At 35.7% G+C, this 13,625-nt stretch carries 17 protein-coding genes; 7 read left to right on the top strand and 10 right to left on the bottom strand.

Features of this window, described 5'->3' with window-relative positions:
• Window positions 1-93: 93 nt before the first annotated feature.
• Window positions 94-381: a hypothetical protein gene (locus M0M83_RS08705; protein WP_125890901.1), complete on the top strand. Its 288-nt coding sequence runs from the start codon at window positions 94-96 to the stop codon at window positions 379-381.
• 70 nt (window positions 382-451) lie between these two features.
• Here the strand turns inward: M0M83_RS08705 and M0M83_RS08700 are convergent, their stop codons facing one another.
• Window positions 452-1,345 (bottom strand): endonuclease/exonuclease/phosphatase family protein, encoded by an 894-nt coding sequence (locus M0M83_RS08700; RefSeq protein WP_213913295.1) that lies wholly within the window; start codon window positions 1,343-1,345, stop codon window positions 452-454.
• A 255-nt stretch (window positions 1,346-1,600) separates the two neighbouring features.
• On the bottom strand, window positions 1,601-2,635 hold the full coding sequence (locus tag M0M83_RS08695) for a LacI family DNA-binding transcriptional regulator (protein WP_248468269.1): 1,035 nt from the start codon (window positions 2,633-2,635) through the stop codon (window positions 1,601-1,603).
• 359 nt (window positions 2,636-2,994) lie between these two features.
• Here M0M83_RS08695 and M0M83_RS08690 point away from each other — a divergent pair, with 359 nt between their 5' ends.
• Genes M0M83_RS08690 through M0M83_RS08680 form a run of 3 tightly spaced genes read left to right on the top strand, consistent with a single transcriptional unit; the run spans window position 2,995 to window position 5,019 of the window.
• Window positions 2,995-3,441, top strand: coding sequence for a PTS sugar transporter subunit IIA (locus tag M0M83_RS08690; RefSeq protein WP_125890898.1), 447 nt, complete (start codon window positions 2,995-2,997; stop codon window positions 3,439-3,441).
• Window positions 3,442-3,463: 22 nt separating this feature from the next.
• On the top strand, window positions 3,464-3,751 hold the full coding sequence (locus tag M0M83_RS08685) for a PTS sugar transporter subunit IIB (protein WP_004910231.1): 288 nt from the start codon (window positions 3,464-3,466) through the stop codon (window positions 3,749-3,751).
• An 11-nt stretch (window positions 3,752-3,762) separates the two neighbouring features.
• The gene (locus M0M83_RS08680; RefSeq protein ID WP_036958647.1) at window positions 3,763-5,019 is read left to right on the top strand and encodes a PTS ascorbate transporter subunit IIC; all 1,257 of its coding nucleotides are present in this window, start codon (window positions 3,763-3,765) and stop codon (window positions 5,017-5,019) included.
• Between the two features lie 64 nt (window positions 5,020-5,083).
• Here the strand turns inward: M0M83_RS08680 and M0M83_RS08675 are convergent, their stop codons facing one another.
• On the bottom strand, window positions 5,084-5,224 hold the full coding sequence (locus tag M0M83_RS08675; protein ID WP_248468267.1) for a hypothetical protein: 141 nt from the start codon (window positions 5,222-5,224) through the stop codon (window positions 5,084-5,086).
• Between the two features lie 144 nt (window positions 5,225-5,368).
• Window positions 5,369-5,686 carry a hypothetical protein gene (locus M0M83_RS08670; RefSeq protein ID WP_248468266.1) on the bottom strand — a complete coding sequence of 106 codons (318 nt, stop codon included), beginning with the start codon at window positions 5,684-5,686 and terminating at the stop codon, window positions 5,369-5,371.
• Window positions 5,687-5,794: 108 nt separating this feature from the next.
• Between M0M83_RS08670 and M0M83_RS08665 the strand changes: the two genes are divergently transcribed.
• Window positions 5,795-6,538: an ankyrin repeat domain-containing protein gene (locus M0M83_RS08665; protein ID WP_248468265.1), complete on the top strand. Its 744-nt coding sequence runs from the start codon at window positions 5,795-5,797 to the stop codon at window positions 6,536-6,538.
• 163 nt (window positions 6,539-6,701) lie between these two features.
• Here the strand turns inward: M0M83_RS08665 and M0M83_RS08660 are convergent, their stop codons facing one another.
• Window positions 6,702-7,646 (bottom strand): SPFH domain-containing protein, encoded by a 945-nt coding sequence (locus M0M83_RS08660; protein ID WP_004263460.1) that lies wholly within the window; start codon window positions 7,644-7,646, stop codon window positions 6,702-6,704.
• Window positions 7,647-7,911: 265 nt separating this feature from the next.
• Complete coding sequence (locus tag M0M83_RS08655) at window positions 7,912-8,640, bottom strand: aspartate/glutamate racemase family protein (RefSeq protein ID WP_125890897.1); 729 nt, start codon at window positions 8,638-8,640, stop codon at window positions 7,912-7,914.
• A gap of 121 nt (window positions 8,641-8,761) precedes the next feature.
• On the opposite strand from M0M83_RS08655, the gene M0M83_RS08650 reads away from it, so the two are divergent.
• Entirely contained in the window at window positions 8,762-9,646 is an 885-nt protein-coding gene (locus M0M83_RS08650) for a LysR substrate-binding domain-containing protein (RefSeq protein ID WP_125890896.1), read from the top strand.
• Between the two features lie 86 nt (window positions 9,647-9,732).
• Here M0M83_RS08650 and M0M83_RS08645 read toward each other — a convergent pair whose 3' ends face one another.
• Both M0M83_RS08645 and M0M83_RS08640 read right to left on the bottom strand, forming a co-directional pair.
• Window positions 9,733-11,016, bottom strand: a complete 1,284-nt coding sequence (locus M0M83_RS08645; RefSeq protein WP_125890895.1) for a dicarboxylate/amino acid:cation symporter — start codon at window positions 11,014-11,016, stop codon at window positions 9,733-9,735.
• Window positions 11,017-11,336: 320 nt separating this feature from the next.
• Entirely contained in the window at window positions 11,337-11,981 is a 645-nt protein-coding gene (locus M0M83_RS08640; protein ID WP_336432236.1) for a PLP-dependent aminotransferase family protein, read from the bottom strand.
• Between the two features lie 47 nt (window positions 11,982-12,028).
• On the opposite strand from M0M83_RS08640, the gene M0M83_RS08635 reads away from it, so the two are divergent.
• On the top strand, window positions 12,029-12,418 hold the full coding sequence (locus M0M83_RS08635) for a carboxymuconolactone decarboxylase family protein (RefSeq protein WP_248468263.1): 390 nt from the start codon (window positions 12,029-12,031) through the stop codon (window positions 12,416-12,418).
• Between the two features lie 66 nt (window positions 12,419-12,484).
• Here the strand turns inward: M0M83_RS08635 and map are convergent, their stop codons facing one another.
• Together map and M0M83_RS08625 are read right to left on the bottom strand one after the other, a co-directional pair.
• Window positions 12,485-13,255, bottom strand: a complete 771-nt coding sequence (map, locus tag M0M83_RS08630; protein WP_248468261.1) for a type I methionyl aminopeptidase — start codon at window positions 13,253-13,255, stop codon at window positions 12,485-12,487.
• Window positions 13,248-13,454: a ParD-like family protein gene (locus M0M83_RS08625; protein ID WP_004910200.1), complete on the bottom strand. Its 207-nt coding sequence runs from the start codon at window positions 13,452-13,454 to the stop codon at window positions 13,248-13,250. The genes map and M0M83_RS08625 overlap by 8 nt, the downstream gene beginning before the upstream one ends.
• Window positions 13,455-13,625: the final 171 nt, after the last annotated feature.

Below are 13,625 nucleotides of genomic sequence, written 5' to 3'. Positions count from 1 at the left end.
TCTTTTAGCCAATATATAAAATTATCCGACTAAATTTGACAAAATAATTTTTCCATCTCATGTAGCATTGCTTCCCAAAGAAAAGGGTAAACCATGACAAATATTCAATTACTATTACTTGCAACTAATAACATCAAAAATAACACCGAGTTAAGCCACTCTCAGGAATCTTATGTATACCAATTTTACTATACTAATATCGTCGGTCATTTCGATAGCATACAAAGTTTTCTTACCGTTTTTAAACAGCAAATGAGTGCGACATTAGATACATCACAACAATTGACTGAACAGCACCAAAAAATATATTCAACAGTTGAGTATTATTTAGGCATAGCTGAAAAACGCTATATTGAAAGGAAAAAAATACTAGCCAATTAACTTATCATTACAGTTGGAAAGGCCTTCAAACTAAATGAGGCCTTTTATCAAAAATTTTTCTGTTAAGTGTTTATTGCTCTTGTAGCTCTAATTCCGCAATTATAGGTAGGTGGTCACTAACATTAGACCATTGAAACTCTTTACTATCCGTTGGAATTTCCATTTTTTTCACATCCCAAACTTGGCCTTTAAATGTAAAAATATGGTCAATATCAATGGCTGGGTTCACAGCTGGCCAACTACGATAATCAACACCTTTTAACTCAACTGGGTTCCACATATAACGAATTTCTTGGATAGGCTGTTCATTAGCTGTTGAATTAAAATCTCCCGCTAATATTTTTATTGAGGCTGCAATATTATCAAATCCCGTATCCGTATCCCCAATACTCGCATCTAAAATATGACGAACCTGCCCAATGCGAATGGTTGGATCTTTCTGCCAATCAAGGTGTGTACCCATTACAATAATTGGCGTATCGAAGCCTGGTTTTGATATCTGAGATATTAATACAACACGTTGCTCTGCATCACCAGAGGGTAAATTAATCACTTTAGATTTATCGATTTTATATTTCGATAAAATTCCGACACCATATTGCCCCCCATCAAAATCCAAAGCCTTACCAAAAACAAAATCCATCTTATTGGCTTTAGCTATTTCTTCTAGCTGGTGAACTTTTTTACTGCGGGTTGTTTTGTTATCAACTTCAGTTAAAACAATCACATCTGCATCTATTTTTGCAATCGCTGTATTCAGTCCATCAAAATTACTGACATCTGATGCCAACTCATTTTTACCAATGTTATAAGTGGCTACTTTAATGGTAGGTTTGTCTGAAATATAAACTTTATTCGGTGTTCCCCCGTCCTGCACCTTCAGAATTTCAGAACCCGTCATCGTTGCCATTGCACCACAAGAAACTAAAATTGCGCCAGAAATAGCTATTTTCAGTAATTTCATTATTTTCCCCTGTTAATGTCCAATATGACAAAATAATGCAAGTATCAAATGAAATTCTAGCTAACCTGAATTCATCAACTTGCAGTTTTCATACATTAACAGAGAATAAAAAAGATATAGTGACCAAACCGACAATCTTATTTTGAGAGAAAAAAAAACCATTTTTAACCATCAAAGTAGTGAGTTACCACACCATTAGGCGCTAAAGATAAGCAAAATATTCAAAAAAAATGTGACCAATATAAAAATTAAATTTTATGCACTTTGTCTTGCTTCAAATTTATAAGGGAAAACAACACCTTCTTTACGTTCGATAAAATCACAATCGGCATCAGCAAGCCATTTTTGTAATCTTTTCGCTGTCTCTCGAGCCATTTTACTGTAATCAATCCGTACTGAAGTCAGTGATGGATGGATATGATCACAATTAGAAGAACCTTCGACGCAAGCAATCGCTAACATTTTAGGTATCTGAATTAAACGCCTCTGGCACTCAAAAATGACACCAAGTGCAATCATTTCATGGCTACAAATCACAGCTTCGAGTTCTGGTTGACGGGTCAACATCTCACTAATTGCCTGACGACCAAAATCCATCGTTGCCACATACGGAGTTGTAATACTTTGGTCTGCACTTTGGTTATACGTCAGCATCGCTCGGTTCCAGCCACTGAGTTGCTGACTTTGCATTTTGCTGTCCATTTGAGCACCAATATAGCCTATCTTCTTATATCCTTTTTGTAACATATAGTTGGTTAAAAAGCTGACAGCATCTCCAACATTGCTTTTGATGTTCAACGTGACTGGATGATTGGACTCCCCTGCAACACTGACAACTGGAATATCTAAATTTTTTAGATAATTAAGCACATTTTCTGAATTTATCGCCCCAAAAATGATCAAGGCAGCCGGGGTGCTCTGCAACAGTGTCAATAAGACTTCAGACTCTTTTTTCTGCTGGTAATCATGACTACCAATAACAACTTGATAACTATTTTTGTTCAGAGCTTCCTGTAAAGATTGCAGAAAAACTGAACTAGCATGATCACGCAAAGACGGAATTAAAACAGCAACTGTACGGCTTTGACCTGAAGCTAAAATACCTGCCGCAGAATTAGGTATATAACCAAGCTCTTCAACTGCAGCATTAATTTTTTCTCGTAGCTTATCAGATACTAATTCAGGTGTACGCAAAGCCCTAGATACCGTCATGGATCCAACACCTGCGTATTTTGCGACATCCTGCAATGTGACTCGCCCTGTATTTTTTCTTTTTCGTAATTTTTGCATGTAATACTTTTACTTAGCCTAAGCTGATTATTAACCCTAAGATACGCAGATCTTTGGTAACCATTGTCTCTGTATTTTTACTTTTTATCGTTTTTTCAATTAAATACACTAAAAGATAGCCAATATCATTATATTAGATCTAAAAAACAGTAAAAAACGCCAACTCAATTAACTTACCACAGGTTGAATTTGTTAATCAGCCGACAAGTGTACTCATTTCATATTTGTTCGCTATATTTTCTCAAAATGATAGCGCTATCACGAAAATGAAAGATTCAACTAGATAGCGCTACCATAGAGCACTACTATTCATTCAACCATTACAAAGATAATAATTTCACTCTACCAGGAGCAACCCAATGCTAACGACATTACTGACCCCTAGCGTCATTCAAGTTGTTGACAGTGCCAGTGATTGGCAAGAAGCGATAAAAATCGCCTGTAATCCATTAATTAATAATAAATTCATCGAACCGAGATATATTGATGCAATAATTCAATCACACGAAAAAATCGGCCCTTATTATGTATTAGGCCCTGGTATTGCCATGCCTCACGCGCGCCCAGAAGACGGAGTAAACCAATTATCTCTTGGACTAACCGTTATCAAGCAAGGTGTTGAATTTGGTTCCGAAGGCAATGACCCAATCCGGTTGTTAATTGTATTGGCAGCAACTGATAGCAATAGCCATATTGGTGCTATCGCAAAATTAGCTGAACTATTTGATAACCAAGAAGATGTAGATAACATCATGCAATCAGAAAACGTCGATGACATTCTAAAAATCATCGCTAAATACGAATAAACTCAATATTAAGGTAAACATTATGAAAATTACTGTTGTTTGTGGGAATGGTTTAGGTACCAGTCTGATGATGGAAATGAGCATCAAAAATATCTTGAAAGATTTACAAGTTAGCGCTGATGTTGACCATGTCGATTTAGGATCAGCAAAAGGCACTGTGAGTGACATCTTTGTTGGGACAAGCGATATTGCAGAACAATTAGTTGCACAACAAGTTGGTGGCGAAATCGTTGCTCTCGAAAATATGATTGATAAAGTAGCAATGAAAGAACGCCTGACTGTTGCTTTACAAAAACTTGGTGCAATGTAAGCGGAGGCACTATGTCATTTTTTCGTTTTCTGATGCAGGATGTTTTATCTGAGCCAGCCATTCTTGTGGGTTTAATCGCACTTATTGGTTTGATCGCGCAGAAAAAACCAGTAACTGAATGTATTAAAGGCACCATCAAAACCATCATGGGTTTTGTGATCTTAGGTGCTGGTGCGGGATTAGTTGTCAGCTCGTTAGGTGATTTTTCAGCTATTTTCCAACATGCTTTTGGTATTAATGGTGTGGTACCAAATAACGAAGCTATTGTTTCTATTGCACAAAAAAGCTTCGGCCGTGAAATGGCAATGATTATGTTTTTTGCGATGCTAATCAATATTTTGATTGCTCGTTTAACCCCATGGAAATTTATTTTCCTCACAGGGCATCATACTTTATTCATGTCCATGATGATTGCGGTTATCTTAGCTACTGCAGGAATGGAAGGTACACTGTTAGTGACTGTTGGCTCACTGATTGTTGGTTTTTGTATGGTGTTTTTCCCTGCCATTGCCCACCCTTACATGAAAAAAGTGACGGGTTCAGATGATGTTGCGATTGGCCATTTTTCAACAATTTCGTATGTCCTAGCGGGCTTCATCGGCAGCAAATTCGGTAATAAAGAACATTCAACAGAAGACATGAATGTCCCGAAAAGCTTACTATTTTTAAGAGATACACCTGTTGCTATCTCTTTCACCATGTTCATTATTTTTATCATCACATGCTTGTTTGCAGGCGGTGACTTCGTTCGTGAAGTCAGTGGCGGTAAGAATTGGTTCATGTTCTCATTAATGCAATCCATTACCTTTGCTGCGGGCGTATACATTATCCTGCAAGGTGTGCGTATGGTTATTGCAGAAATCGTCCCTGCATTTAAAGGTATTTCTGACAAATTAGTCCCTAACGCAAAACCTGCTTTAGACTGCCCAGTGGTCTTCCCATATGCACCAAACGCAGTATTAGTCGGCTTTTTAAGTAGTTTTGCTGCGGGTGTTTTGGGAATGTTCGTTCTATATGCATTAAATATGACGGTTATTATTCCAGGCGTTGTCCCCCATTTCTTCGTAGGTGCAGCTGCTGGTGTGTTTGGTAACGCGACAGGCGGTCGTCGTGGCGCTATCTTGGGTGCATTTGCTCAAGGATTGCTGATTACCTTCCTACCCGTATTCCTATTACCTGTTCTTGGGGATATTGGTATTGCTAATACTACATTCAGTGACGCTGACTTTGGCGCAATCGGAATTTTATTAGGCATTATCGTCCGCTAAAACAGAACTCCCCATGGCAAATTTGCTAGCGGGGAGTTTTTTTACAGCTACACTACTTTCCCAATCAAACACCATCCCTAAATAAGAATTCCTGTAATAAAATCAAATCATCCGGTGTCACGTGGATCATACCTTCACCAGGAACATCAATTTCAGCAATCATAAATAGCGCCAACGTGGTTAATGACGGCAATATGAGTATCAAGCCATTTTCCCTTTTGTTCCGCGTATATTGTAGCCATTAAGAGTATTTGAACAGATAGCAAAAAAGATCAGTAAAAACCAAGTGGCATTTGGAATTTGGTGTCGCCAACTTGCCATCGTCTTTTGCTGAGAAAGATAAAGGCCACTAAATGCATTTAATACAGAAGCCACAATTGGGTTTGGTGTTTGACTTGCTTCTTTTACCGCTATTTCCCCACAACTGGCTTTGCTTCTCCAAAGAAGTCATCCACCATTGGTTATTTTCGTCACTGATACCCGACTTAAAAAACTCAATCCGAGCTTCCAAATATTGTTGAATAAGCTGTGAGGCTTTACTTCTATCATCTGTACTCAATAGCTGTGCTCGCTGGTATGCTGTACCAATAGCTTCATTTTCTTCTGTTTGCTGGCGGTTGTTATAACCATTAATTAAATTGATAACATAACCTCTATCAATAAGCATAATACAAATCAGAATAACCATATAAAATAGAATAAACATGATTTTTATTGCTTTATACCATTTATTTTTCAATACTAATACATCAATAAATATTAATAAGGTTTCAACATGATTATTAAAAAAGTTATATTTGCTTTTTCATTAATTACTTTTGGGGCGGTATCTCAAGCCCAAGTCGTTAATAATAATAACCCTCCAGAATATAGGCATTTTAAAACAGATTACACGACTATGCTCGAACTCGCGAATAAAGAACGCTTACCTTGGAGAGTTTTCTATGAAAGCCCTAGTGAAGGTGCCAATGCCGAATGGTTTGATGCCGTAAAACAGGGAGATTTAGATAAAGTAAAACAGATGGTCGCTAAAGGGCAAGATATCGAAGCCAAAGACACCGGTAGCTTAGACCAAACGGCTCTGGGATGGGCTGCCTTTATTGGCGATGAAGCAATGGTTGATTATCTTATCTCGCAAAATGCAAATCTTTGGGCTACCGATACGGGGGACGTATATAACGTACTAAAATCAGCGGTGCTTGGTAATAATGTCAATGTTGTAAAAAAAGTCCATCAACTGATGAAAGATGAAGTAGATTTGAATAATCAACAAATTGAAAGTGATGGTGAAACATTAGTCATGATAGCCGCAAGTAATAATAGAATGGAAACAGTTAAATATTTATTATCGCAAGGAGCAGATATTAACCGAAGCACAACGACTGATGATGTAACCATGTTTTCTTATGACCAAAGTGCATTAACTTATGCATGTAAGAACAATCTTCCAGAAATGCAAAAATTACTTATTGATAATGGCGCTCTAAATCATCGTACTGGTAAACCATCTTGTAATTAATTTATGTGAACATTGGCTGTACCCTCTATAAATTAAATAGCCTGATCCCAGTTCGATATCGAAATCAGGCTATTTAAACAGCGAATAAAAGTGTTAAACTTTATATTTTCACTTAAAGATTAATAAAACTGATTTTAAATGCAGTTATTCTTATTCATTAAAATTACTGGCTATTACGCATATCCATAATCATTTTACCATCGTAGTCTGCACCAACAACAATATTAGGTACCTCACCTTTATATTTATGGGCTTTGATTTGTTCAATTTCTAACTGTTTCCAATTGATCATTTCACGGGTAATAGTACGTTGCAATATCGCATTCGCTTCAGCTTCCTTCTGTGCAGCATACAATTTTGCATCAGCTTCTTGGCGCATAGCAAATGAACTTGCTTGTGCGTTACGCTCTCTAGCGATGGCTTGTTGTTCAGCAGACTCTCTTTCCGCTTCAGCAATAACAACCTTTTTCTGAGCTAATTCACGTTCTTTTTCAGCCTCAGCTTTTGCTTGGTTAATTTGCTCTTGACGCATTTTAGTATTAACTACTTGCTCTTGTACAACTTCAGGCAAAGTAATATCTTGGATCATAATTTCTTTTATTGTATAGCCATAAGGGGAAGCATACCCTTGAATAGCATCACGAATAGATTCTTGTAATTTTCTCTGTGTATCCGCAGTATAAAGATCTTGAGCATTAGCAACATCTTTACCAAATTCTAAAATCGTTGAGATCAGTTTTTGACGTACATATTTATCCAAAGCTTCGCTTTCTGTTCCCCCATTAATACGTAATACAGGCGCTTTCGCACCATCAAACTGAAGCATTACCGTAATATCAACAATAGATTTTAATTTATCTTGCGAAGGTACTCTTAACTCTTTTAGAGATACTCGAATATCTTTTGTTGAATACGTATCAAATGTTGTAAACGGATTAATTGGAAAATGTAAACCTGCATCATAAGCAACTGGGTCGACTTTTCCTAAAAATGTCCCCACCTTAACCGAGCCATCCTGTACAATGGTGTATGAGTTAATACCAACGAGGCCAATAACGAGAAGTAATGCAGCACCGACAACCAATTTAATCATTGATTTAAATTGCATGAGTTAATCCCTATCAAACAGTAGTTAGTCATTATAATAAGCCGTCTATTGTCACTACTTATTTTCTAACTACAAGTCTAATATTCCTAAATTTTAACTGCTCAATAACTGAAAACGTTCAAATTAGCATCGCTTTTCACTTACCTAATGCATACGTAAAAAATACACATGTAATTTTTACATATGCTTATACTTTCATTATGTAATGAGTATTAGTTTTAATAATTATTAAATTCCCTAGTGCAGGCCCGATTAAACCATCTAATTAACTTAACTGATTAGCCCCAGCCTCTTTAATCTCATCACTATAACTATACCAATCAATGGCTTCATTTATTAATGCTTCTGTTGCATCTATAAATTGCTCGGGGTAATCTCTAGATAACTCTTCTAATATTAACGGGATTTCCGTACAGCCCATAACAAATTTATTAACACCTATTGACCTTAATTTATTTATATATGGATAAATAAGCTCTTTTGATTTATTAAAATCACCTGATTTATATGCAATAATACTTTGCATTATTTTATATTGATTTATTTCATCAGGCTCAATACATTCAACTCCATGTAAACTCAGTTTATTTTGATATAATCTTGTCTGAATAGTCGCTGTCGTCGCTAATAAAGCGACTTCTTTCACATTATCTTTAAAAATTTTATTACATGCAGCATTTATAATACTAATAAAATGAACCTGTGTTTCTTTGATTAAATCTTCATACCAAAAATGTGCTGTATTACAGGGCATAATAATACAAGACACTCCCGCACTCTCCAGTATTTTAAGGGATGCTATCATTGCAGGCAGTGGCGATGGGCCGTTATAAATAATATTTTCCGTTCTATCTGGAATATCAGGTATTGACGCAATAATAACAGGTATATGTTCTTGGTCATTTTTTGCATCTGTATGACTAATGAGTTTTGAAAAAGCATCTGCAGTTGCGCTGGGCCCCATTCCCCCTAACATACCTAATATTTTTTTCATAATACCTCCTTCAAATTGATGATATCATGACATAATGTTTTCCTTTCGTAATTGCAGAGTTTCTATAAGTTATGCTAAATTTGCATAGCAAAATTAATAATTATAATCATTAGAGGACGCAATGATCAGTAATCTTGAAATTAAATGGTTGCACGATATTGTTGTACTAGAAGAGTGCCGTAGTTTTACATTGGCGGCAGAAAAAAGAAATATATCTCAATCATCTTTTAGTCGAAGAATTCAGTCCATTGAGTCTTCAGTTGGTTTTGAAATATTCGATAGAAATACTAACCCACTACAACTCACACCGCAGGGAAAAAGCTTTATTGTTTATGCAAGAAATTTACTTGATGATATTTACTTCCAAATAAATAGAATTAAAGGAGTTGATAATGACAAACAGAGGGTAAATATTTCGGCAGCTCATTCACTTTCTGTATTTTTACTTCCTGATTTTATATCTCAGTTCTCTAAAAATATCGACAAAATTTTCTTTGTTGAATCAATAAATGTCGATGAGGCTGTTCATAAGCTAAAAGAAGGCCAAAGCGATTTTATTTTATCATTTTATAATGAAGAGCTGATGTCATCACCATTCTTACATGCAAAAATATTAGATAGTCAATTACACTTAGTCTCTCTATGTGATAAAGAGAAGAAACCAATTTATACTCTTGATGGCTCAATACTGCCCTTAATGAAATACACTGATGAAAGTTATATGGGAAGGCAAGTTAATCAGTTAATGAATAAATCAGCTAACCTCCCCTTTGAGCTCTCATTTGTTTCATCAATGAGTGATGTATTAAAACGTATGGTATTAAATGGCAGTGGTGTTGGCTGGTTGCCTGATTACTCAATTAGAAATGAAATTAAAAAAAATGAACTGGCCATACTCGACCCTAAATTATCAATAAATATGGGAGTTTATATTTACCGTACTGAAGCTCGACTAAATATATCGTCAGAACGCTTTTGGCAATTTATGCGTAATCAAACAACTTAGTGCGTTTCATATTGAATAAAAACCCCTTCTATAACTATTTTTATAAGAAGGGGTATGTTTAACATTAATAACTATAGTATATGCGACTATAGTGTAGATGATACATTATCATTTAGTTCAACTTCTGACTCTAAATTAACCCGCCCTTTTCTTTCTTCTAAACGTGAGATTACGGCCGTAGAAATACTATTTCCAACGACATTTGTTGCCGTTCTTCCCATATCTAGGAATTGGTCAATTGCAAGTAATAATAATATACCTGCTTCAGGCAAACTAAACATCGGTAACGTTGCCGCAACAACAACAATCGAAGCACGAGCCACGCCCGCCATCCCTTTACTCGTTACCATTAAGGTTAAAAGAATAAGAATTTGTTCTGTAATACTCAGGTCAATTCCGTAAGCATTCGCAATAAATAACACGGCAAAAGACTGATACATCATTGAGCCATCAAGGTTAAATGAGTATCCCAGAGGTAATACAAAACTGGTCACCTTTTTAGGTACACCATACTGATTCAAAGCTTCCATTGTTTTTGGATATGCAGACTCACTACTTGCAGTCGCAAATGCGAGTGCAACAGGTTCTCGAATAAGTTTCCCTAAATTGAATACAGATTTTCCTAAGAAAACATAACCAGCAAAGAATAACACCGCCCATAATACCGCTAATGCTACATAAAAAAGCCCTATAAGTTTGCCATAATCATAAAGCAACCCTAAACCTTCAACGGTGACTGCTGAGGCTATTGCGGCGAATACTGCAATTGGCGCGAAACTCATCACATAGTCAGTAATACGGAACATAATACGTGATAAATCTTCGATTAATGTGACGATCGGACTTTTTTTATCTTTGCAAATATATGCGAGAGCTGAGCCAAAGAAAATCGAGAAAACTAATATTTGTAGAATCTCATTATTTGCCATCGCTTCTGTAAAACTTTTCGGGAAAATATGTGTAATAAATGCTTTTAATGTAAATCCAGATGTATTTAAACCACTATCCACAGCAACTGCTGGAACAGTTAAATTTAACCCAACGCCTAGTTGGAATACATTAACAAAAACCATCCCTATTAATAATGAAATTACTGCTGCTGAAATAAACCAAACCATGGCTTTTATAGTAATACTACCCACAGATGAGGAACCACCCATGGAGACAATTCCTGAAACTATTGTCGCAAATACTAATGGTGCTATGATCATCTTAATTAGACGTAAAAAAACATCAGTAATTATATTCATATAAGATGCAATATCTTTTGCTTCCTCTACTGATGCAGCATAATTATGACAACCCCAACCTAATATGATACCTAAAACTATAGCTATCATTATTTGTTTCATAAGTTTATGTCTGTTCATTCGTACCCCTATTTTATTTATCGTTATAGAAATAAACTATAACCCTTTATTGGATGCGACTCTTGAGCCTGAAGCCGATAGTTACATTTTTTTAACTTAAAGAGAAATGCAAATGGGCGAAAAGCCATGCAAAAAATGCATAGCTATTGATTTCATTTAAATACAATAAGATATCATTATTTATCTTAAATATAACTGATTTTAGTCCATGTGTATTTTTTATAAATTACAATGTTTTTTAAACTTCTAATTTATTTAATTATAAATCATCAATACTTATAAAATTCAACTGACAAAAAATAATTAGCACTATAATTAAATTAGAAAAGTTTACTATCAATTATCCTTAACTGATCACAAAGGCTTACGGCCTCTAATTTACTTTTGATATTGGTGAATCCCAATAATAAAAATGGTGATACCTTATTCTTTATCGACCATTCATTCAAAGACTCTATTTTTAGCCCATATTCGTTTGCCAACTTCACATAGTCTCCAGCAGATTTACCATTGACCAACTTAACTAAAATATGCATTCCTCCACTTTGAGGTTGAATTTCAAATATATTAGGCAGTACCTCCGAAATGGCTTCTATAAGAAAATATTTCCGTTGACGATATAAATTACGCATCTTTCGTAAATGTCGTAAAAAATGCCCATCATTAATAAACTGGCTAGTGGCTTGCTGTTGCCATACTGAGCATTGATTACCTAAAATATTCGCAGTAGACTTAAAACGCTCAATCGCAGATGGTGGAACCACAATATAAGAGAGACGTAAGGCAGGAAATAATGTTTTACTAAATGTGCCACAATAAACAACACGTTCTTGGCTATCTAAGCTCTTTAATGCGGGCAAAGGTCTTCCTTGATAATGAAATTCACCATCATAGTCATCTTCAATAATCCAGCTACCTTGTTTATGCGCCCACTCAAGTAATGACAACCTTCTTTCTAATGACAAAACAGCATTTGTTGGGCTTTGATGTCTCGGTGTAACCAGCGCAAAATTTGCGCTGGGGGCTTATTGATTGCAAAAAAGCATTGGATAAAAGCGGGTTAGGCAAAGAACTAATAGAGCTTGTTTATTTAAGAGTTTCACAAATCAATGGCTGTGCATTTTGTCTAGATATGCATGCAAGCTCATTACGTTCAAATGGTGTCAGTAACAAAAAAATTGATACTCTCGCTGGCTGGCAGGTTAGTCATCATTTTAATTCATTAGAGCGCGCTACATTAGCTTGGACCGAAGCTGTCGTTAATATAGCTACCAGTGGTACATCAGATGCTCTCTTTAATGAATTAAAACACCATTTTTCTGATGAACAAATTTCTGATTTAACTATCGCTATTGGTTTAATGAGTGCCTTTAACCGTATAGCAATAGCATTGAGACAATAGTAAAAATTAATCTAAAAAAAGCCTGTTACCTTTATGGTAACAAGCTTATAAAGTCTATTTTTAACGCTATTTTTCTTCATCACGTAATGTTAAAACTTCGTATCCATCTTTAGTGACTAATACCGTATGTTCGGATTGAGCTGATAATTTTTTATCTCTCGTTACGACCGTCCAGCCATCTTTCTTTGTTTTTATTTTCATCCCACCTTGGTTAATCATTGGCTCTATCGTAAATGTCATCCCTTCTTTTAATTCAACCCCTTTCCCTCGAACTCCATAATGAAGAACTTGCGGATCTTCATGCATTTCACGGCCAATACCATGCCCACAATATTCGCGCACGACGCTATAACCTTTAGATTCCGCATAATGTTGAATAGCTGAACCTATATCTCCTAATGTCGCACCCGGTTTAACTTGTTTTATTCCTTCCCACATAGCAGCATAAGTATCTTTGACCAATTTACGTGCCAGTGGTGAAGCTTCAGGCATCACATACATTTTACTTGAATCAGCAATAAAACCATTTTTCTCTAGCGTAATGTCAACATTAATGATGTCTTTTACTTTTAAAATTTCATCTATTTTTGGAACACCATGGCAAACGACTTCATTCAACGATGTATTCAAAACATATTGGTAGCCATATTGGCCTTTACTCGCAGGCCTTGCTTGTAATTCATTAACGATATAGTTTTCAACTTTATCATTAATCTCCATTGTAGAAATACCCGGTACAATAAATGAATCCAACATCTTAAAAACACTAGCTAAAAGTCGTCCAGACTCACGCATTAGTTCAATTTCTTCTGCTGTTTTAATTGTAATATTATTCATGAACCTTTCCTTTTAATTCAATTGACTCTTTCTCTAACATTTCATTGATTAACATAGTAAATGTCTTATTCGGGTTTAGTTCAGCTTGCATACCAATTTTAATCCAAAATTCTGCCTGTGAATTAATCGAACGGGACATAACCTGGCTCGCATGGCGTAGATAATCATGCAGTTCATCTGAAATTTTTACGATCCCCAAAGCAACCTCAACAATATGATATGTATACAAACCATGTATAGATCATATAACAGGAAGAAGATGATTCAAAGCACTCAAGTTTTGCATAGCACAAAGCGCATGAAAAGCAGCCTATAGATATCACCATTAAGTTTCTTAAGTTAAATCCGCTGTCAAAGTATTTATGTTGTT

This window comes from Providencia rettgeri (genome assembly GCF_023205015.1).
In the GTDB taxonomy this organism is placed as follows: domain Bacteria; phylum Pseudomonadota; class Gammaproteobacteria; order Enterobacterales; family Enterobacteriaceae; genus Providencia; species Providencia rettgeri_E.
Note: the sequence above shows the minus strand (reverse complement) of the source record. Positions and strands in the feature narration are given on the sequence as shown.